The sequence below is a fragment of the Streptomyces sp. NPDC007808 genome (assembly GCF_042868655.1).
GTDB lineage: Bacteria > Actinomycetota > Actinomycetes > Streptomycetales > Streptomycetaceae > Streptomyces.
The window spans coordinates 617,728-636,796 of sequence record NZ_JBIAEQ010000006.1 but is presented as its reverse complement, the minus strand read 5'-3'; the positions used below and the strand labels follow the sequence as shown (position 1 = coordinate 636,796).

The following is a 19,069-nucleotide window of genomic DNA, read 5'->3' as shown; positions in this document are numbered from 1 at the left end:
GGGGCCTCAGCATAATTCGTGCCATCAGAAGCAGATCCGCCTGCGCATCAACGGAACGCGGGCCACCCACCCACACAAAGCGGTGGACCTCCTACACATGGCCGGGGCAGGACAACGACGACGGCACCTGCGACTGCGGCGCCGACTGCGACGGCACGGCCCCGGTCACCGGCACAGACACCGGCACCGGCACCGGCACCGGCACCGACAGCGAGGCCAGCGCCACGGACACCGACTGCGCCGCGCGCAGGTCGAGCCGGCCGCTCGTGCCCGCCGCCCGGTGCCGAAGTTCGTCGGCGGCGAGGCACAGCAGCTGGGGCAGCAGGTCGTTGCAGCGCCGGATCACCCAGGCGGTGCCCGCGGTGGCCAGCCACCCCAGCCTCGCCGCTCTGGTGGGCGGCGGGAACTCGGGCTCGGCGCGGGGCACGGGCCCCGTCGCCATCCCGGTGTCCGACAGCAGCCCGTGGAACCGTACGGCCAGCTGCCGGTGCCCCCGCTCCCCGGGGTGCAGCCGGTCCGCGCTCCACATCGCCCGGTCCTCGACCCACGCGCCCTTCGCCGCGTGCAGGTGCAGGGCGCCGTACCGCTCCGACAGCGCGTGGACCACGGTGTCGACCGCCCGCTGCCGCCGGGCCAGCGGGTCGGCCAGCGCATCGGGCAGCCCGAGCATCGTGCCGGGGTCGGGGAGGCACGCGGTGAGCACGACGGCGCTCTGGCGGGTGAAGGCCGCGTAGACCCTGTCGAGACGCTCGGCGACGCGGTGGATGTCGAAGGTCCGGCGCAGTGTGTCGTTGACGCCGACCAGGACGGACACGACGTCAGGGCGCAGCGCGAGCGCGGCGGGCAGCTGGCCCTCCACCACGTCCCGCGTCTGCGCCCCGCTGACCGCGAGGTTGGTGAACTCGGCGGAGGGTTCGCACAGCCCGTCCGCGAGCAGCGCGGCCCAGCCGCGCCACCCCTTTCCCACCGGGTCGCCCACTCCCTCGGTCAGCGAGTCCCCGAGGGCGACGTAGCGGAGCGGTCTCATGCCGCGCCCTCCGCTCGCGCGAAGGGACGCACCGGGACCGTCGCGTCGTGCGCGCGGAGGAAGGCGTCCACCGCCGTGCCCCACCCGAAGCACTCCGCACGCGCGCGTGCGGCCTCCCGGCGCTCCCGCTCGGGACGGGCCAGCAGCAGTTCCACGGCGTCCGCGAAGGCGTCCCCGTCGTCCGCCGCGGTGGCCCCGGCGGCCCCGATCACCTCGGGCAGGGCCGAGGACGCGCTCGCCACGACGGGCGTCCCGCAGGCCATGGCCTCCAGGGCGGCGAGCCCGAACGTCTCGGCGGGCCCGGTAGCCAGGCAGATGTCGGCGGAGGCCTGGAGCGCTCCGAGCAGGCTGCGGTCGGCGACATGCCCGAGGAAGGTCACCGGCAGGTCGCGCTCCTGCGCCCGCTGTTCGAGTCGCGCCCGCAGCGGGCCGTTCCCGGCCACCACGAGCACCGCGCGCACTCCGCGCCCGCGCAGCGACTCCAGGGCGTCCAGCGCGGTACCGGGCCGTTTCTCCACGGAGAGCCGGGAGCACATCAGCAGCAGCTTCTCGTCCTCGCGCGCGTGGGTGGCTCGCAGTGCCGCGTCACGCAGGGTGGGACGCCGGTTCATCAGGTCGACGCCAAGCGGAGCCCGTACGACGTTGCGGGCGCCGATCCGCACGAACTCCCGCTCGGCGAACTCGGTGGTGCACACGACCTTCGAGTAGGTGTGGGCGGTGCGGACGTTGAGGGCGTCCGCAGCCCGCCGGGACAGGTTCTCCGACAGCCCCCACGTGCGCAGCACACCGTCGGCGGTCTCGTGGGAGACCATCACCGCGGGCACCCGGGCGCGCCGGGCCCACTTGCCGGTCCACCGCAGCGTCGTGCGGTCGGAGACCTCCAGGCGGTCGGGGGCGAGCTCCTCCAGGAGCGCCGCGACCCGGCGCCTGTCGATCAGCACGCGGTAGCCGCCGGTACCGGGCAGCATCGGACCGGGCAGGGTGATCACCCGGCCCTGCTCGGTGTCGCTGTCGCTGTACCTCTCCCCCGGCACGACCAGCACCGGGTCGTGGCCGGCCAGCTTGAAGCCCTTGCCCAACTCGCGCAGCGCGGTGCGCAGTCCGCCGGACGCGGGGGCGACGAAGTTCGCCAGCCGGACGATGCGGAGCGGGGCGTTCATGCGGCCACCGCCGGCCTCCGCGCTCCCAGCACGGCCTCGTAGTGGGTGATGAGCTGGTCCCCGATCGCCGCCCAGGTGCGGCCCTCGACCGTCGCGCGGGCGGCGGCCCCGTACGCGGCTCGCAGTGCGGGGGCAGTGACGAGGGACCGTACGGCGTCCTGCACGGCGTCGGCGTCGCGCGGCGGAACGAGGAGCCCGGTGCGGCCGTGGTCGACCAGGTCCAGGGGGCCGCCCGCCGCGGGTGCGACCACGGGCACGCCGCTGGCCATGGCCTCCTGCACGGACTGGCAGAACGTCTCGTACGGGCCGGTGTGGGCGAACACGTCGAGCGAGGCGAAGATCCGGGCGAGGTCGTCCCCGCCGCGGCGGCCCAGGAAGACCGCACCGGGCAGCGCCTCGACGAGCGCCGGCCCGCTCGGCCCGTCACCGACGATCACGAGCTTCACGCCGGGCATGGCGGACACGCCGGAGAGCAGTTCGATGTGCTTCTCCGGGGCGAGTCGTCCGACATAGCCGACGATCACCTCGCCGTTCGGGGCGAGGTCCCGGCGCAGCGCCTCGTCGCGCAGCTCCGGGCGGAAGCGGGCGGTGTCGACGCCGCGCCGCCACAGGTGCACCCGGGGCACTCCGTGGGTCTCCAGGTCCTTCAGGGACGCGGTGGAGGGGGCGAGCGTGCGGTCGGCGGCGGAGTGGACGGAGCGTATGCGGCGCCAGGCCGCGGCCTCTCCGGCGCCCATGTAGGTGCGGGCGTATGCGGCCAGGTCGGTCTGGTAGACGGCCACGGTGGGGACGCCGAGCCGGGCGGCGGCGGCCATGCCGCGGACGCCGAGGACGAAGGGGCCGGCCAGGTGCACGATGTCGGCGCGGTGCTCGGTGACCGCCGCGGCGAGGCGCCGGCTGGGGAGGGCGACGCGGACCTGGGGGTAGCCCGGGAGCGGGAGGGAGGGGACATGGACGACCGGGCACGGCGCCGGCACGCCGAGCTTGTTCCCGGGCGCGGGGGCGGGTGCGACGACGAGGGGGGCGTGGCCGCGTTCGACGAGGTGTCGGGCGGTCTGGAACGCGCAGTGGGCCACGCCGTTCACATCGGGGGGAAAGGATTCGGTCACGATGACGACACGCATACCGGTGTTGTCGCCGTGCCGGACGTGGCCGCGTCAACGTGGATCTTTCCGGACGAGGAACGTCCCATGAGCGTTCCGCGGCGCGCCCGAGCGGGTCAGGGCACGTCCATGCGCGCCTGACCCGCAGATCACCCCGCGTTCACCAGGGGCGGGCCGGGCCCCTCCCGAGGGCCACCTCTGGGCCACGCCCCGCGCGATGGTCAACCGGCGGTCGTGTCGGGTCCGATCCTGCTGCGTACGGCCGTCTGCACCTCGGCCTCCTCGGCCGGATCGGCGGCGAGGCGGCGCAGCCGGTCGACGACCCGTGTGTCGCCGGTAGCGGCGTGCCGGGCGGCGATCTCGCGGGTGGTCTCCTCGCAGTCCCAGAGGCACTCGATCGCGAATCCGGAGGCGAAGGAGGGATCGGTGGCGGCGAGAGCGCGGGCGGTGCGGCCGCGCAGGTGGGAGGAGGCGGTCTCGCGGTAGATGTGGCGCAGGACGGGCGCGGCGCAGGCGATGCCGAGCCGTCCGGTGCCGTCCACGAGGGTCCACAGGGTCGGCGCGTCGGGGCCTTCGCCGCGTACGGCCTCCCGCAGGGCGGCGAGGACCAGGTCCTTGTCCTCGGCTCCCCCTCGGCAGGCGAGCATGCGCCCGGCGGCGGCGCCCAGCGCGTCGGGCCGTCGGGCCCAGCCGCGGGCGCGGTCGACGGCGCCGATACTGCGCATGCGTTCGAAGGCGTCGACGGCGGCCTCGACCACCGTCGGCGACCCGGTGACCACGGCCGCCTCGATCAGGTCGAGGGCGTCCGGGTCGTTGCTGTCGGCCAGGTAGCGCAGTGCGGTGCAGCGGGCTCCGTCGGTGCCGTCCTTGGCGGCTGCGACGATCTCGGGCCGGTCCTCGGGCCCCGCGACCGCGGTGAGGCACCGGGCGGCGGGCACATGGAGCGCGGCACCGCGCTCCAGGCCCTGCTGAGCCCACTCGAAGACCGCTTGGACGCTCCACCCCGGCCGTGGCCCGGTCGGTCGCATCTGTCGCTGCCAGCGGTCGAAACAGCCGGCCTCCTGAGCGGCACGCACGCGCGTGGCGATCGATTCGCGCGGATCCTCGGCCCACAGCCGCCACGGCCGTGGCTCAAAAGCATCGCGTACGTGGGCGGCCAGCTCGGCCTCGCCCTCGGGATCGGCCGGGAAACGCGCCAGGACGGGCGCGGCGAGGGCACGCAGGCCCGCGTCGTCGTCCCGGAGCGCCAGCTCGTCCAGGGCCCAGGCCCAGTTGGAGCCGGTGGCGGCGTACCTGCGCAGCAGTTCGAGGGCGTCCCGCCTGCCGTAGGAGGCGAGGTGGCCCAGGACGGCGAGGGCCAGCCCGGTGCGTGACTCCTCGGTGTCGAGGACGTCCTCGACGTCGAAGAGGTGGGCCTCGATCTCGTCCAGTTCGCCGTTCAGGTCGAGGTAGAGGCGGGCGTAGTACAGGGAGCGGTTCTCCACCTGCCAGTCGTGGCGGGGGTCCCGCAGCACACAGTGGTTCAGGGCCGCGAGCGCCTCGGCGCGCGGGGCGGTGAGCGCGTGCAGTGTGCCGTCGCCGCGACCCCGCTGGAGCAGGCCGAGCAGCGTACCGCTGGGCGCTATGACCGGTTCGAACATGGGAAACAGCCTCACATCAAGCGTCGACGCAACCGGGATCTTGCTTTACCTGGCCGCGTGACAACACGTCGGGGCGCCCGCCGTTTCCTGCTTGCTGTAGACCATCTTCCTCTGCCTCTCGTCGGTGGCCCATGCGGGCCGCATCACGGCCCGCGCGGTGCGGCAACACCTGCCCAGCCATCGCGTCCGTGAATCACGAGGTCATGATGACTCGGCACTTCCATCTGCCGCGACCGAAATTTCGGCGGCCCTGTACCGCCTCCCCCGTTTTCAGTGTTCTTGCTGGTCAGATCGGTCGGATCAGTGTGCGCCGAACAGTTCGAGCAGGTCCGCCTTACCGAACATGCGTGCGGTGTCGACGGCCGACGGGGTACCCGCGGCCGGATCGGCGCCGCTGTCCAGAAGGGCCTTGATCACTTCCGCCTCTCCCTTGAAGACGGCACCGGCGAGGGGCGTCTGACCACGGTCGTTGACGCGATCGGCCTCGGCGCCCCGGTCGAGCAGGGCGCGCACGGCGTCGGCATGGCCGTGGTACGCGGCGAGCATCACCAGCGAGTCGCCGCGGTCATTGGTGAGGTTGGCCGGTACGCCCGCGTCGACGTACGCCACGAGTTCCTCGGTCCGGCCCCGCCGGGCCAGGTCGAAGATCTTGGTCGCCAGCTCCACGACCTCGGGGTCGGGGGCTTCGGTCATGGGCCGGACCGCCTCTCACTACACATACGGGGACTGCTGGGGACTGCTGGGCACTACTGGTACTGCAGGTACTACCGGTGCCACTGGTACTGCCGGGCACTACGGGGAGCATGGTACGACCGGCAAGCGATGCTCGGCCGTACGAGTGATTCGCCAGGGTACTGGCTCGCGCGGCACATGACCCGCCGCGTACGAGGCAAAGATCATCGCAGACGCGGTCGGACGCAGGACCCAAGCTCATCCGCCCCAGGACACTCCGCCACCCGGAGGAAATCCGCCGGATTTCACCCAGTTGCACCTTTTATCGTATAGATACATCCTGTGAGCCTGGAAGTACTCATGGTGACTGTCCCCACCCAACCAGGAGCACTCACATGATCCTCTCCATCTCAGGCGTCGTCCTGCTCGGCATCGTCGTCTTCATCTTCTTCCGCAAGGACGGACTGAAGGCGTCACACGCCCTGATCTCGGCCCTGTTCGGCTTCTACCTGGCGAGCACGGCGATCGCCCCCAGCATCAAGGCCGGTGGCGAGAGCCTGGCGAGCCTCCTCGGCGGCATCCAGTTCTGACGCCGCACCTCCCGCCCGTACGCACCTGTAGGAGACAGCAGTGGCCCGCCGCCCCCTCCCCCGCATCCTGAGCACAGGCACCGAGCAGCTCGCCCGGAGCCGGGAGCTGGCCCGGACGCAGTTCGCCCGAAGCCGAGAGCTGGCCCGGACGGCGACCGACAGTGCCTCTGACGTCCTCCACCCGTTGATCACGATCACCCGGGGCTTGCGCCGGCTGGCCGCGGCCGGACGGCGCAAGTGGGCCGACACCCCCAAGGACCGGCGCGGGCCACTGCTGTTCATGGTGGCCTCGGTGATCCTGGTCGTGGCACTCGTGCCGTACGGTCCGCTGCTCGCCGTCATCACACTGATGGCGGCGGCAGCCTGGCACGGCCGCGACCGCGCCCCGGCGACTCCCGAGGGGCCGGACGAGTCCCAGACGGAGCGGCTGAGATCGCTGTACGAGGCGCTCGTCCCGTACTTCACCGCGGCCGACGACCCGGCACCGATGTACGCCCACGGCGGCGAGTGGGACAAAGCGTTCCCGGAGTACACGTTCGACACCACTGGACGCGTCAGCGCCCTCGTGGTCCGCTACCCGGCCTACTTCACCGACGCCGAGCCCCAGGCACGCGCCCGGATCGAGCACCTGCTGGCCGCGAAGTCGGGCCGTGGCCGGGAGTACCACTTCGCCTGGGACGAGGAGGGCAACGAGCTCACGGTCACCGCCCTCGCGCCCCTGCCCACCGACATCGCCGCCCAGCGCTTCGTCACCACCCCCGGCGAGACGGTCCTGGGCTTCACCGACCCCACCCAGGTCCACCGCACGCTCCCCCTCACCCACGGCGAGGAGCAACTGGACGTCCCACCGGTCGTCTGGCGCACCGGCGTGCGCTCCACCGAACCCCACCTGCTGGTCATGGGCCAGCCCGGCAGCGGCACCTCGACCCTGCTGCGCTCCGTCGCCCTGCAGGCCCTGCAGTACGGCGACGTCGTCATCGTCGAGGGCGGCAGCACCGGCGAGTACGCCTGCCTCATCGGGCGCGACGGCGTCCTCGCGGTCGAGTGCGGACTGGCCGGGGCGCTGGCCAGCCTGGAATGGGCGGCGACGGAGACCGAGCGGCGCCTGATCGCCATCAACCGGGCACGTCAGGCCGGCAACCCTCCACCCGACGACACCAGGCGCCCGCTGTGGATCCTGCTGGACCGCCCGACCGCCTTCTCCCACCTCGCCGCCGCGGACCACCGCAAGGACCCCCAGTCACTGCTCCAGGTACCGCTGCGGCACGGCCGCGCCGCCGGCGTCACGGTCGTGGTTGCCGACCAGTGGGACGCCATGGACGCGCTGAGCGACGCCGTACGCCAGCACACACGCGCGCGTGTCGTGCTCGGTCCCGCGACGAAGGAGCAACTGGAGGCGGCTCTGGGCGCTCTGCCGCACACCACCCCGGTCGCCGAGGTCCCACCCGGTCGCGGCTACGCCCGCCTGGGCACGGGCCCGGTTCATCGCCTCCAGGTCCCGGCGACCCCCGACCCTTACGACGACGCGACGAGCGACGCGCACCGCCAGGCGGTCCTCGACCTGCTGCCGCCCCGGACGACGCCGCCGGAGGCGGAGGAACTGCCTCGGCCGGTCCTGGAGAAGACGGAACAGGAGCCGGTACCGGCGGAGGCAGTGGCGGCCGAGACGTCGTAGGCGCCGGAACCGGGCGGGCCGGGCGCGGTCGCGCACCCGGCCACCCGCCGGAAGCCACCTCCCGCCGCCCGTACCGGGAACCACTCCGCGTGCTCCGCGCCCGTCACGCCACGAACGGCCGCGCCGAGTCGCTCCCGCCGCTCACGCCGTTCTCCACCAACCGCACGGCCGCAGCCAGCCGCACCGCGGCCTCCTCGGCCACCGCGCCGCCCACGGTGAACGGCAACCGCACATACCCCTCGAACGCCCCGTCCACCCCGAACCGGGGCCCGGACGGCACCCGCACCCCCACCCGCTCGCCCGCCTCCGCGATCCGCGATCCCGACAGCCCCCCTGTCCGCACCCACAGGGTGAGGCCGCCCCCCGGCACCTCGAACTCCCACTCGGGCAGCTCCCGTCGCACGGCGTCGACGAGGGCGTCCCGGTTCTCCCGGGCCTGCGCGCGCCGCACGTCCACCGCCTGCTCCCAACCCCGGGTGCTGAACAGCCAGTTCACGGCCAGCTGCTCCAGCACGGGCGTCCCGAGGTCGGCGTACGCGCGCGCGGCCACGAGGCTGCGGATGACGTCGGGAGCCGCGCGCACCCAACCGATCCGCATCCCCGCCCAGAACGCCTTGCTGGCCGAACCGACCGTGATGACGGTCGACCCGGCGGGGTCGAAGGCACACACCGGGCGCGGCATCGCGACGTCCGGGTCCAGCCACAGCTCGCTCATGGTCTCGTCGGCGACGAGCACGGTCCCCGCCGACCTCGCCGCGTCCACCAGCCGCCGCCGTTGGTCGTCGTCGGCCAGTGCCCCGGTGGGGTTGTGGAAGTCGGCGACGACGTAGGCGATCCGCGGCGCGGCGTCGCGCAGCACCTGCCGCCAGCGGTCCATGTCCCATCCCGCCAGCCCTTCCGCCATGGCGACGGGCACGAGGCGGGCGCCCGCCTCGCGCATCAGCTGGAGGATGTTGGCGTACGACGGAGACTCGACCGCGACGCGCTCACCGCGGCCCGCGAAGAGATGGCAGATCGCGTCGATCGCGCCCATCGCCCCGGTGGTCACCATGATCTGCTCGGGCATGGTCGGGATCCCGCGCGATGTGTACCGCTCGGCGATCATCGCGCGCAGGGCGGGCAGCCCCGCGGGGTAGTCGCCGTGCGTGTGGGCGTACGGAGGCAGTTCCTCCAGGGCACCCTGCACGGCACGGGTCAGCCACGGTTCGGGCGCGGTCAGGGCCGCGCAGCCCAGGTCGATCATCGAGCCGAGGGCCTCGGGCGGCAGGGGTTCCAGCCCTCGCGCGGGCAGCGGGTTACCGGCCGGTACAGCAGTCCAGCTGCCGGCCCCGCGCCGCGACTCCAGGAACCCCTCGGCGCGCAGCGCCTCGTACGCCGCGGCCACGGTGGTACGGCTCACCGAGAGCGCGAGGGCCAGCTCCCGCTCGGCCGGGAGCCGTGCGGCGACCGGGACCCGGCCTTCCAGGACGAGCAGCCGGACGCCGTCCGCCAGGGCCCGGTACGCGGGCGGCCGCTTGCTGCCGGGGCCGGCGGGACGGTCCTGCTGGGAGGTGAGGAGCCGGGCGAGCTGGGCGGCACCCACCGCCGAGGTCCACTGCGCCATGATTTCCAGTCCACCTTCCCTGAATTGGCCATGGAGGACGCCGCCTCTCAAGCCACAGGGTGTCATGCATCAGGCCACTACCACCACAGGGGGGCACGTCTTGTCCACGCGAGGGCACCTCATCCGCCGGCTGTCGCAGCTGTACGCCGGGCTCGCGCTCTACGGCGCGAGCTCGGCGCTCCTCGTCGAGGCGGGCCTGGGCCTGGAACCCTGGGGAGTGCTGCACCAGGGCCTCGCCGAACGCACCGGCCTGACGATCGGCGTCGTCTCGATCGCCGTGGGAGCCGTGGTCCTGCTGCTGTGGATCCCCCTGCGACAGCGCCCGGGCCTCGGCACCGTCTCCAACGTCTTCGTGGTGGGCATCGCCATGGACGGCACCCTCGCCCTGGTTCCCGACGCGCACGCCCTGGCCGTACGGATCCCCCTCCTGCTCGCCGGCATCGTGCTCAACGGCGCTGCCACCGGCCTCTACATAGCCGCCCGCTTCGGCCCCGGCCCCCGCGACGGCCTGATGACCGGCCTGCACCGGCGCACCGGCCGCTCGATCCGCCTGATGCGCACGGCCGTCGAGATCGCGGTCGTGGCGACCGGCTTCGCCCTGGGCGGCACAGTGGGCGCCGGCACCGTCCTCTACGCCCTGTCGATCGGTCCGCTCGCCCAGCTCTTCCTGCGCGTGTTCGCCGTCCCCTCGGCATCGGACAGCGGCACGGTCGTTGCCGGTGGGCAACCCCGACGGGCGATACTGCGTTCGTGAGCACCACGCGGATACGCCACCCCTACCTCGACCACCCCGGTCCGATCCCGTTCGCCCACCGGGGCGGGGCGGCGGACGGCCTGGAGAACACCGTGCTGCAGTTCCGGCGCGCGGTGGAGCTGGGCTACCGGTACATCGAGACCGATGTCCACACCACACGCGACGGCAGGCTCGTCGCCTTCCACGACGCGACGCTGGACCGGGTGACGGACGGGGCAGGCCGGATCTCGGACCTGCCCTGGGACGACGTACGGCACGCGCGCGTGGCGGGCAAGGAGCCGGTGCCCCTCTTCGAAGAGCTCCTGGAGACCTTTCCCGAGGTGCGCTGGAACGTCGACCTCAAGGCGGAGCCGGCGCTCCACCCCTTCCTGGAGCTGATCGAACGCACAGGTGCCTGGGACCGCGTCTGCGTCGGCTCCTTCTCGGAGGCTCGGGTCGTACGCGCCCAGCGCCTGGCCGGCCCGCGCCTGGCGACGTCCTACGGCACCCGGGGCGTGCTCAATCTGCGGTTGCGCTCATGGGGGGTGCCGGCCGCGCTGCGCCGCTCGGCGGTCGCCGCCCAGGTACCGGAGGCACAGTCCGGTGTCCATGTGGTGGACCACCGCTTCGTACGGGCAGCCCACGCGTGTGGGCTGCAGGTCCACGTGTGGACGATCAACGAGCCCGCGTCGATGCACCGGCTTCTGGACCTGGGAGTCGATGGCATCATGACCGATCACATCGACACACTGCGCAAGGTCATGGAGGACCGGGGCGTCTGGGTCTGACCCCGTCCCGGCTCCGCCCACGCGCGGGATCTCCACGGGGAAGCGAGGGCGCGGGTGGGCACCGGTACCGTGCGGACGGACGCGGCCGACGAGGCCGCCGGGCGGCGGCGCGAGCAGCGCGGCTGGTACTTCTACGACTGGGCGTGCTCCGTCTACTCGACGAGCGTGCTCACCGTGTTCTTGGGCCCCTATCTGACGTCGGTCGCCGAGGCGGCGGCGGACTCCGAGGGGTTCGTCCATCCCCTGGGCGTCCCGGTCCGCGCGGGATCCTTCTTCGCGTACTCGGTGTCCCTGTCGGTGATCGTGGCCGTCCTGGTGATGCCGCTGGTCGGCGCCGCCGCCGACCGCACCGGCCGCAAGAAGCCCCTGCTCGCGACGGCCGCCTACGTGGGGGCCACGGCGACCACCGCCATGTTCTTCCTCGGCGGCGACCGCTATCTGCTCGGCGGCGTCCTGCTGATCGTCGCGAACGCCGCGCAGTCGGTCGCGATGATGCTGTACAACTCCTACCTCCCCCAGATCGCCCCGCCCGAGGATCGGGACGCGGTCTCCTCCCGGGGCTGGGCCTTCGGCTACGCGTCGGGCTCGCTGATGCTGATCGTGAACCTGACCCTGTACCTGGCGCACGACTCCTTCGGGGTCTCCGAGAGCACGGCCGTACGGATCTGCCTGGCATCGGCCGGCCTGTGGTGGGGCGCCTTCGCCGTCATCCCGCTGCGACGGCTGCGCGACCGCCGGTCGGCGTACGCCGCGACCGGGACGGACGGTACGAGCGGCGAGGGGGCCGGCGCGCCGACCTCATCCGGCTTCCGGCAGCTCGCGGCGACCCTCCGCGACATGCGCCGCCATCCGCTGACCCTCGCCTTCCTCCTCGCCTACCTGATCTACAACGACGGCATCCAGACCGTGATCTCCCAGGCGTCGATCTACGGCTCGAAGGAACTGGGCCTCGGGCAGTCCACGCTCATCGGGGCCGTACTGCTGGTCCAGGTGCTGGCCGTGGCGGGGGCGCTCGCGATGGGCCGGCTGGCCCGCGTGTACGGCGCGAAGCGGACGATCCTCGGCTCACTGGTGGCGTGGACGCTGACGCTGACGGCCGGGTACTTCCTGCCCGCCGGGGCACCGGTGTGGTTCTTCGTGCTGGCGGCCGGCATCGGCCTCGTCCTCGGCGGCAGCCAGGCCCTGTCCCGCTCGCTGTTCTCCCATCTCGTCCCGCCCGGGAAGGAGGCCGAGTACTTCTCGGCCTACGAGATGAGCGACCGCGGCATGAGCTGGCTGGGCCCGCTGCTGTTCGGGCTGACCTACCAGCTGACCGGAAGTTATCGGGACGCGATCATCTCCCTCGTGGCCTTCTTCGTCATCGGATTCGCCCTGCTCGCGAGGGTTCCGGTGCGGCGGGCCATCAGCGACGCGGGCAATCGGGTTCCGACCACGATTTAGCGTTCGGAGTGAAAGGGCGGTAGTGTACGCGTTTGGCCTGCCAGGCGTACCGTTACTGCGCGTCAAAGATGCCGAAACGCTGTGTCACATCTGCGAGCAGATGTGACAAACCGGGCGCCGGTGGGTACGACATTGGTCAGCAAGGCTGCGGCTACGACGGCGACGCACGACCCGGAACGTGACTCGGAACGGGAATCTTTACCGCCGACCGGACGTTGACCGGATGACGACGACAGCGACACCTGTCCTGTGGGCGACAAGCCCGGGAGGCACGATTCATGAGTGAGCGAGCTCTTCGCGGCACGCGCCTCGTGGTGACCAGCTACGAGACGGACCGCGGCATCGACCTGGCCCCGCGCCAGGCCGTGGAGTACGCATGCGAGAAGGGGCACCGGTTCGAGATGCCCTTCTCGGTAGAGGCGGAGATCCCGCCGGAGTGGGAGTGCAAGGTCTGCGGGGCCCAGGCACTCCTCGTGGATGGCGACGGCCCTGAGGAGAAGAAGGCCAAGCCCGCGCGTACGCATTGGGACATGCTGATGGAGCGGCGCACCCGCGAGGAACTCGAAGAGGTCCTTGAGGAGCGTCTTGCCGTTCTGCGTTCCGGGGCGATGAACATTGCTGTTCATCCCCGGGACAGCCGCAAGTCCGCGTAGCGGGTAACCCGGAACAGACATACGCCCGACACCGCAGGTGCCGTACATGAGAGTGACGTACGGCACCTGCGGTGTCGTGCGTTGCCCGGAACCGGACCGCGGCCGGGACCTTCGCGGAACGCGGAAGAAGGAACGGGAACGCGGAAGAAGGAACGGGGAAGAAGGATCGACCGGCGCGGCAGAAGGATCAGCCGGTGAGCGGAGGCCTCGGCTCCTGGGGGATGTCCCGCGGCTCGTCCTTGATGACCTCGCCCTGCACGACCTTGCCGTCGGGGTGGTGGATGCGGGCCTGCTGGAAGGCGTCACCGAACGAACCGGGGGTCGCCTCGCGCAGCTTCCGCTCGAACGTCCGCTCCGCACGGCGGCTGAGCGCCTTCTGCACCGGTGGGATCAGCAGGACCAGGCCCAGCGCGTCCGAGACCAGACCGGGCAGCATGATCAGCAGGCCGCCCAGCATCATCAGGCCGTTGCCACCGCCGCGCTTGGGAGTGCCGCCGCGCTGCAGCGCCTCGTTCAGGGCCTCGAAGGCGCGTCGGCCCGCTCGCTTGATCACCACCGAGCCGAGCACGATGCCCCCGACCAGCAGCAGGAACACCGCGAGCCCGCCGGCCGCGTCCGCGACCACGGTCAGCAGCCAGATCTCCAGCACCAGCCACGCGGCGATCCCCAGCGGCAGGAAGGTACGCAGGCGGGAGCGCCGGGGCCGGGCGGGGTAGGTCGGGGTCGGTGCGCCAGTCGTCATGCGTCCAGTGTGCCTGGGCGCTGCTCAGAGCGGTATAAGGGGCCGCCGGCGCAGGGGTGGTGAGGCGACGGCGGCGCCCGCGGATCGCTGCCCTACGACGGCGGCTGCTGCGACGGCCGCGTCGACGGCTTGGGGCGGCTCAGCAGCTTGCCCACCCTCTCCTGCGCCCCCCATGACGTGACCCGCCACAGCGCCTCGACCAGGATGTCCCGGCTCATCTTCGAGTCCCCGAGCTCCCGCTCGACGAAGGTGATCGGCACCTCGACGACATGGAAGCCGGCCTTGACCGCGCGGCGGGCGAGGTCGACCTGGAAGCAGTAGCCCTGCGAGGCGACGTCGTCGAGGCCGAGCCCTTCGAGGGTCTCGCGGCGGAAGGCACGGTAGCCGCCGGTGATGTCGCGCAGGGGGAGGTCGAGGGCGAGCCGGGAGTAGAGGCTGCCGCCGCGGGAGATGAATTCCCGGGACCTCGGCCAGTTCACGACCCGGCCGCCCGGTACCCAGCGCGAGCCGAGGACCAGGTCGGCGCCCTTGAGCGCGGTCAGCAGACGGGGCAGTTCCTCGGGCTGGTGCGAGCCGTCGGCGTCCATCTCGATCAGGACGCCGTAGCCGTGCTCCATCCCCCAGCGGAAGCCCGCGAGGTAGGCGGCGCCGAGGCCCTCCTTGCCCTTGCGGTGCAGAACCTGGACGTGGTCGTCCTCGACGGCGAGTTCGTCGGCGAGCTTGCCGGTGCCGTCGGGGCTGTTGTCGTCGGCCACGAGCACGTGCGCGTCAGGGACCGCCTTGCGGACCCGGCCGACGATGCTCTTGATGTTCTCCGCCTCGTTGTAGGTCGGGATGATCACCAACGCCGTGCCGAGCGGCCCGAACTGTCTCCCCCGGTCCTGTGCCGCGAGGGTCCCGTCGCCGTCGTTCACTGCTGCCCCTTCATGTCCGTACGCAGACGTCCACCATAGTGGGCGCGGCCTGCGCCGACGTGATCGCGCGCGCGTATGGCGGTGTCGATTCCACGGGAGCGGGGCGAGGCGGGGCGTTCCGGGGCGGTGCGCCGGGTTCGCGACCGCTGCGGATGGGGGCCCGGCGCCCTTCGGGCCGACCTGGGACCCGCTGGCTGCGGGTCGACCTGAAGCCGTTGTCTACTGAGCGCCCGGGCCCCACCCGGGTCACACCTCCCCGACCGGCCGGAACGTTCCGTCGTCGCCGCGCCGGCGCTGAGCCTGGCTCCCAGTGGCGGTGCCCCGGTGCGGCACACCGTCCCTGACCCAGCGGCGTTGCGGCGGGTTCCCGGAAGTTCCGCGGTTGCCCGGTCGGGCGTCCGGTGGTGGACCCGGCCGAACCTACCGGCCCCGGACCTCCGCCTGTCAACAGCCCTCTGAACTGCTCGTTTTCGGTCAATTCCCTGGTCAGAGCGGAGGATGCGCAGGTCGCGCGCCGGGGTGGCGCGCGGCGTTCGGGTCAGCGCCACCCCGGGAGATCACTCGCCCGGCCGTACGAAGACCGTTCGTCCGCCCACCACCGTGCGCAGACAGACCGGGAGGTCGCGTCCCGGGGTCAGGTCGGGCAGGCCGGGCGTGCCGGAACGGGGGTCGGTGGACCAGCGCGCGACCCGGTCGTCGGGAGCCTGGACGACCAGTTCCTCGGTGCGCCACACGGCGTAGTCGGCGGGCGCGCCGGGCACCAGGACGCCCGCGTCGTCCCGTCCGATCGCCCGCCAGCCGCCCCGCGTGTGCGCCGTGAACGCGGCACGCACCGAGACCCGGTGCCCGGGCGTGCGGTGGAAGGCCGCCGCGCGGACCGTGCCCCAGGGGTCGAGCGGCGTGACCGGGCTGTCGGAGCCGAAGGCGAGCGGGACACCGGCCCGCAGCAGGGCCGCGAAGGGGTTCAGGGTGCGGGCCCGTTCGATGCCGAGACGCTGGGCGTACATGCCGTCCTCGCCGCCCCACAGCGCGTCGAAGGCGGGCTGGACCGAGGCTGTCAGGCCGAGCTCGGCGAAGGCCGCGACGGTCTCGGAGGTGAGCATCTCCGCATGCTCGACCCGGTGTCGGGCGGCTCGGACGCGAGCGAGGCCCAGCTTGTCGGCGGCGGCCCGTACGCCCTCCACGACGGCCGTCACGGCGGCGTCGCCGATCGCGTGGAAGCCCGCCTGGAGGCCGGCCTCGGTGCAGGCGACGACATGGGCGGCTACGGCGGGTGCGTCCAGGTAGGCGGTGCCGGTGTGTTCGGCGTCGGCGTACGGCTGGTGCAGGCAGGCGGTGTGCGAGCCGAGGGCGCCGTCGACGAAGAGGTCGCCGGCCGCGCCGATCGCCCCCAGCTCGCGCGCCTTGCGTACGTCCTGCTCGGCCCAGTAGCCGACGACCCGCGGGCCGGGCTCCTCACCTGCCAGCCGCAGCAGCGCCGTGAAGTCGTCCTCGGAGGAGATGTCGGGTCCCGCGCACTCGTGGACGGTGCCGATACCGAGGGACGCGGCATGGGTGCGGGCGGCGCGCTGGGCCTCGGCACGCTGGGCGGCGGTGATCGCGGCCAGCGCGGTGGCGCGTACGGCGTGGTGCGCGTCGGCGACGAGCGGGGCGTCGGCCGCGCCCGGGTGGCCGGGGGTCAGGTCCAGCAGGGCTGTGGTGACGACCGCCGAGTGGACGTCGATGCGGGAGAGGTAGAGCGGGCGGCCACCGGCGGCTTCGTCGAGCTCGGTCCGTGTCGGCGGGCGCCCGCCGGGCCAGCGGGAGGCGTCCCAGCCGTGGCCGAGCAGGACACGGTCGTGGGGGCGGGAGGCGGCGAAGGCCCGTACCCGGGCGAGGGCGTCCTCCAGGGAGGCCGCGCCGGACAGGTCGAGGCCGGTCAGGGCGAGCCCGGTCGCGGTGGTGTGCACATGGGCGTCGGTGAACGCGGGGGTGACGAGGGCGCCCTCCAGGTCGACCACCTCGTCCACCCCGTCCGCGAAGGCGTCCGCGGCCCCTTCCGAGCCGACCCAGGCGACCTGCCCCCGCTCCACGACCATCGCGGTGGCGAAGGGATCGGCAGGGCTGTGCACCTCTCCGCGGCGGAGCAGGACGGTCTTCGGCGGGGCACTGGACTCACTCATGCGAAACAGTCTCGCCCCTCACCGGGGACCGCTCCGGACGGGGGTCGCCTCGGACGCCGCGGCAGGGGCGCGGGCCGTGCCGGTGTGCGGCCTCGCCGGGCGGACGGGCCCCGTGCCGCCCGACCGTCGGTGAACAGCGCGGGGGCGGGTCCGTGGTCGGTCAGATGCGCGGCGGCCGGGCCTCATAGGGCGTGGACAGCACCACTGTGGTCCGCGTGGACACCCCCGCCAGCGACCGGAGCCGGGCGAGTAGTTCCTCCAGCTCGTGCGGGGTGGACACCCGCACCTTGAGAATGTAGTTCTCGTCGCCCGCGACACTGTGGCAGGCCTCGATCTCGGGCACCCCGGCCAGCCGGTCCGCGATGTCGTCAGGGGCGCTGGGATCGAACGGCTTCACCGAGATGAACGCGGTCATGGGCAACCCCACGGCCTCGGGGTCCACCACCGCGGCATAGCCGCGAATGACGCCACGCTGCTCCAGCCGCCGCACCCGCTGGTGCACGGCCGAGGTGGACAGGCCCGTGGCCTTGCCCAGGTCGGTGTAGCTCATCCGCCCGTCCTTGACGAGCAGCTGCACGATCTGTCGATCCAGCTCCTCCATGGCGCAAGAACCTACAGTGCCGCTGATCTCCTGGGATACCTGAGCAGACCAGGTCATGGCCGGTTTGTGATGTGGATGTCAGGCGGCTGTGAGCCGGCCGGGGGACAAACCGGCCGCCTTGGGCACCTGCGAACGGCATGTGACGAACGCCACAGCCCTCGAACAGGCTCCGTGATGGTCTCGCGATTACCGCCGAGAGCGGACGGGAAGTGCTTGCTGTGGTCGAGGCCGCAGCGCCTTCACGGCCCAGCCCGAGGGGGAGAACCAATGCAGAGTCTTAAGCGTCCTGGTCGTACCGCACCCAAGCGCCTCCAGCCGGTCGCCGAGCCCGAGCCGGAGGGCGTCGAACCCGACGCCTACGAGGACGAGTTCGACACCTACGACACCTTCGAGATGTACCGGGTGATCTGCCCGGACTGCGCGCAGCCCATCGCGCTGCTGGCGGACGAGGAGGTCCTGCCGGAGCACGCGCTGTGCGCCTCGCCGTGGAACCCGTTCGGCCTCACGGTGTGCGCCGGTACGGGCCGTCGGGCCGCCGAGGCCCGCTCCGCGGACGAGTCCCTGGAGCCTCAGGAGCAGGACACCGCCCTTCTGTTGACGCTCCCTCAGGGGCTCGACTGGCGGACCCAGCCCTTCTCGCACGTCGGCGGCCCGGGTTCGCGCCCGATGAGGGTCCCGGTGCTGCGGCGCCAGGCCGCCTGAGCGCGTTGCCGGGCAGCACGGCACCTCGTTCGCGTTTCGCTCAGTCCCCGTAGCCGCCCTGCACCATGGCCCGCAGGCTGCCGTGGTGCAGGATCAACATGCCCGGGTCCGCCGGGACGTCGACTTCGCCGAAGTGGGCCTGGCGGTGGGCGATACGAAGCATGACGACGCCATGCTTCGAAGCGGCGTACACGCGTGGACGTCCCTGTCTCGCGGAGCTGCTCCAACCGCTCGAACGCCGCCTCGAAGCTCGGTGCGCGGGGGAGCCCGTCGACCACCCCTGCGTGGTACGCGCTGAGCTGCGTCGTGGCCCGACGCAGCGCGCCCCCTTCGCCCCGAAGCGTGCGGAACTTGGCCTTCCGCGCCGGGACTTGGCCGTACAGCCGGGCCGGCAGCCGATCATCACCGCTTCGAGGTGCTCGCGTTCGGCGTCGGTCGCCGCGTGCGGCCAGTCGGCCGCGCACCCCCGAGCGGGAGCGCGGCGCGCTGCGCCTGCCGGCGTCGCGGGACTCAGCAGGCGTTCGCCATCGGCCAGGGCAAACCTCCCTGGAGGCAAGCCGGCTGACGGCACGTCAGGCAGGGCGCATGGGCCAGAGTTGTAACCGGACGCGCCGCGAACTCACGCCCTATTACCACCGACGTGACTTGTCCCCCCGCCTCCGCGTTGCCCTGGTATGCCCCCCACTTTTTCAGCGACCGGACCGCAGCGCCGCATCTTCGTCCCACGGCCCGCGGGAACGCTTCCGCCGGCTCCGCCCCAGCACCCGGATCCGCCCATCTACCGCGAGCTGATGCGCACGTGGGCCGACCGCGGCCGCACCTTGCCCGGGCGCCACGACCCGGAGTGGATCCGGCTCGCGGCGC

At 72.6% G+C, this 19,069-nt stretch carries 18 protein-coding genes; 7 read left to right on the top strand and 11 right to left on the bottom strand.

Annotated elements, in window-relative coordinates:
• Positions 1–91: 91 nt before the first annotated feature.
• From ACFYNL_RS25270 to ACFYNL_RS25250, 5 genes are all read right to left on the bottom strand, one after another.
• The gene (locus ACFYNL_RS25270) at positions 92–1,027 is read right to left on the bottom strand and encodes an SGNH/GDSL hydrolase family protein (RefSeq protein WP_388807236.1); all 936 of its coding nucleotides are present in this window, start codon (positions 1,025–1,027) and stop codon (positions 92–94) included.
• The gene (locus ACFYNL_RS25265; protein ID WP_388807235.1) at positions 1,024–2,187 is read right to left on the bottom strand and encodes a glycosyltransferase; all 1,164 of its coding nucleotides are present in this window, start codon (positions 2,185–2,187) and stop codon (positions 1,024–1,026) included. Before ACFYNL_RS25265 ends, ACFYNL_RS25270 begins: the two co-directional genes overlap by 4 nt.
• Complete coding sequence (locus tag ACFYNL_RS25260; protein ID WP_388807233.1) at positions 2,184–3,311, bottom strand: glycosyltransferase family 4 protein; 1,128 nt, start codon at positions 3,309–3,311, stop codon at positions 2,184–2,186. Before ACFYNL_RS25260 ends, ACFYNL_RS25265 begins: the two co-directional genes overlap by 4 nt.
• A 200-nt stretch (positions 3,312–3,511) precedes the next feature.
• Complete coding sequence (locus ACFYNL_RS25255) at positions 3,512–4,930, bottom strand: HEAT repeat domain-containing protein (RefSeq protein WP_388807231.1); 1,419 nt, start codon at positions 4,928–4,930, stop codon at positions 3,512–3,514.
• Positions 4,931–5,230: 300 nt separating this feature from the next.
• On the bottom strand, positions 5,231–5,623 hold the full coding sequence (locus tag ACFYNL_RS25250; RefSeq protein ID WP_388807229.1) for an ankyrin repeat domain-containing protein: 393 nt from the start codon (positions 5,621–5,623) through the stop codon (positions 5,231–5,233).
• A gap of 374 nt (positions 5,624–5,997) precedes the next feature.
• Here ACFYNL_RS25250 and ACFYNL_RS25245 point away from each other — a divergent pair, with 374 nt between their 5' ends.
• Both ACFYNL_RS25245 and ACFYNL_RS25240 read left to right on the top strand, forming a co-directional pair.
• Entirely contained in the window at positions 5,998–6,192 is a 195-nt protein-coding gene (locus tag ACFYNL_RS25245; protein ID WP_004002760.1) for a hypothetical protein, read from the top strand.
• A 40-nt stretch (positions 6,193–6,232) separates the two neighbouring features.
• Positions 6,233–7,867 carry an ATP-binding protein gene (locus ACFYNL_RS25240; protein WP_388807227.1) on the top strand — a complete coding sequence of 545 codons (1,635 nt, stop codon included), beginning with the start codon at positions 6,233–6,235 and terminating at the stop codon, positions 7,865–7,867.
• Between the two features lie 103 nt (positions 7,868–7,970).
• On the opposite strand, the gene ACFYNL_RS25235 is transcribed toward ACFYNL_RS25240, so the two are convergent.
• The gene (locus ACFYNL_RS25235; RefSeq protein ID WP_388807225.1) at positions 7,971–9,470 is read right to left on the bottom strand and encodes a PLP-dependent aminotransferase family protein; all 1,500 of its coding nucleotides are present in this window, start codon (positions 9,468–9,470) and stop codon (positions 7,971–7,973) included.
• Between the two features lie 64 nt (positions 9,471–9,534).
• Between ACFYNL_RS25235 and ACFYNL_RS25230 the strand changes: the two genes are divergently transcribed.
• The 4 genes from ACFYNL_RS25230 to ACFYNL_RS25215 all read left to right on the top strand — a co-directional run bounded on the left by ACFYNL_RS25230 (position 9,535) and on the right by ACFYNL_RS25215 (position 13,084).
• On the top strand, positions 9,535–10,224 hold the full coding sequence (locus tag ACFYNL_RS25230; RefSeq protein WP_388807224.1) for a YitT family protein: 690 nt from the start codon (positions 9,535–9,537) through the stop codon (positions 10,222–10,224).
• Positions 10,221–10,991 carry a glycerophosphodiester phosphodiesterase gene (locus ACFYNL_RS25225; protein WP_388807222.1) on the top strand — a complete coding sequence of 257 codons (771 nt, stop codon included), beginning with the start codon at positions 10,221–10,223 and terminating at the stop codon, positions 10,989–10,991. The genes ACFYNL_RS25230 and ACFYNL_RS25225 overlap by 4 nt, the downstream gene beginning before the upstream one ends.
• Before the next feature lie 54 nt (positions 10,992–11,045).
• Complete coding sequence (locus tag ACFYNL_RS25220) at positions 11,046–12,431, top strand: MFS transporter (RefSeq protein ID WP_388807220.1); 1,386 nt, start codon at positions 11,046–11,048, stop codon at positions 12,429–12,431.
• A gap of 278 nt (positions 12,432–12,709) precedes the next feature.
• Positions 12,710–13,084, top strand: coding sequence for an RNA polymerase-binding protein RbpA (locus tag ACFYNL_RS25215; RefSeq protein WP_003977404.1), 375 nt, complete (start codon positions 12,710–12,712; stop codon positions 13,082–13,084).
• A gap of 187 nt (positions 13,085–13,271) precedes the next feature.
• On the opposite strand, the gene fxsA is transcribed toward ACFYNL_RS25215, so the two are convergent.
• From fxsA to ACFYNL_RS25195, 4 genes are all read right to left on the bottom strand, one after another.
• Positions 13,272–13,826: an FxsA family membrane protein gene (fxsA, locus tag ACFYNL_RS25210; protein WP_388807218.1), complete on the bottom strand. Its 555-nt coding sequence runs from the start codon at positions 13,824–13,826 to the stop codon at positions 13,272–13,274.
• Between the two features lie 92 nt (positions 13,827–13,918).
• Positions 13,919–14,740 carry a polyprenol monophosphomannose synthase gene (locus tag ACFYNL_RS25205; RefSeq protein ID WP_388807216.1) on the bottom strand — a complete coding sequence of 274 codons (822 nt, stop codon included), beginning with the start codon at positions 14,738–14,740 and terminating at the stop codon, positions 13,919–13,921.
• A gap of 557 nt (positions 14,741–15,297) precedes the next feature.
• Positions 15,298–16,902 carry an amidohydrolase gene (locus ACFYNL_RS25200; protein WP_388807214.1) on the bottom strand — a complete coding sequence of 535 codons (1,605 nt, stop codon included), beginning with the start codon at positions 16,900–16,902 and terminating at the stop codon, positions 15,298–15,300.
• Between the two features lie 160 nt (positions 16,903–17,062).
• A complete protein-coding gene (locus tag ACFYNL_RS25195) occupies positions 17,063–17,503 on the bottom strand; it encodes an Lrp/AsnC family transcriptional regulator (protein WP_024887321.1) in 441 nt (146 codons plus the stop codon).
• 267 nt (positions 17,504–17,770) lie between these two features.
• On the opposite strand from ACFYNL_RS25195, the gene ACFYNL_RS25190 reads away from it, so the two are divergent.
• On the top strand, positions 17,771–18,205 hold the full coding sequence (locus ACFYNL_RS25190; RefSeq protein WP_388807212.1) for a hypothetical protein: 435 nt from the start codon (positions 17,771–17,773) through the stop codon (positions 18,203–18,205).
• A gap of 40 nt (positions 18,206–18,245) precedes the next feature.
• Here the strand turns inward: ACFYNL_RS25190 and ACFYNL_RS25185 are convergent, their stop codons facing one another.
• Positions 18,246–18,368 (bottom strand): hypothetical protein, encoded by a 123-nt coding sequence (locus ACFYNL_RS25185; RefSeq protein ID WP_388807210.1) that lies wholly within the window; start codon positions 18,366–18,368, stop codon positions 18,246–18,248.
• Positions 18,369–19,069: the final 701 nt, after the last annotated feature.

Bases quoted from the DNA above. Each gene is read 5' to 3' on its own strand.
- ACFYNL_RS25270 (WP_388807236.1), bottom strand. From the start codon at position 1,027: ATGAGACCGCTCCGCTACGTCGCCCTCGGGGACTCGCTGACCGAGGGA.
- ACFYNL_RS25265 (WP_388807235.1), bottom strand. From the start codon at position 2,187: ATGAACGCCCCGCTCCGCATCGTCCGGCTGGCGAACTTCGTCGCCCCC.
- ACFYNL_RS25260 (WP_388807233.1), bottom strand. From the start codon at position 3,311: ATGCGTGTCGTCATCGTGACCGAATCCTTTCCCCCCGATGTGAACGGC.
- ACFYNL_RS25255 (WP_388807231.1), bottom strand. From the start codon at position 4,930: ATGTTCGAACCGGTCATAGCGCCCAGCGGTACGCTGCTCGGCCTGCTC.
- ACFYNL_RS25250 (WP_388807229.1), bottom strand. From the start codon at position 5,623: ATGACCGAAGCCCCCGACCCCGAGGTCGTGGAGCTGGCGACCAAGATC.
- ACFYNL_RS25245 (WP_004002760.1), top strand. From the start codon at position 5,998: ATGATCCTCTCCATCTCAGGCGTCGTCCTGCTCGGCATCGTCGTCTTC.
- ACFYNL_RS25235 (WP_388807225.1), bottom strand. From the start codon at position 9,470: ATGGCGCAGTGGACCTCGGCGGTGGGTGCCGCCCAGCTCGCCCGGCTC.
- ACFYNL_RS25230 (WP_388807224.1), top strand. From the start codon at position 9,535: ATGCATCAGGCCACTACCACCACAGGGGGGCACGTCTTGTCCACGCGA.
- ACFYNL_RS25215 (WP_003977404.1), top strand. From the start codon at position 12,710: ATGAGTGAGCGAGCTCTTCGCGGCACGCGCCTCGTGGTGACCAGCTAC.
- fxsA (WP_388807218.1), bottom strand. From the start codon at position 13,826: ATGACGACTGGCGCACCGACCCCGACCTACCCCGCCCGGCCCCGGCGC.
- ACFYNL_RS25200 (WP_388807214.1), bottom strand. From the start codon at position 16,902: ATGAGTGAGTCCAGTGCCCCGCCGAAGACCGTCCTGCTCCGCCGCGGA.
- ACFYNL_RS25195 (WP_024887321.1), bottom strand. From the start codon at position 17,503: ATGGAGGAGCTGGATCGACAGATCGTGCAGCTGCTCGTCAAGGACGGG.
- ACFYNL_RS25190 (WP_388807212.1), top strand. From the start codon at position 17,771: ATGCAGAGTCTTAAGCGTCCTGGTCGTACCGCACCCAAGCGCCTCCAG.
- ACFYNL_RS25185 (WP_388807210.1), bottom strand. From the start codon at position 18,368: ATGCTTCGTATCGCCCACCGCCAGGCCCACTTCGGCGAAGTCGACGTC.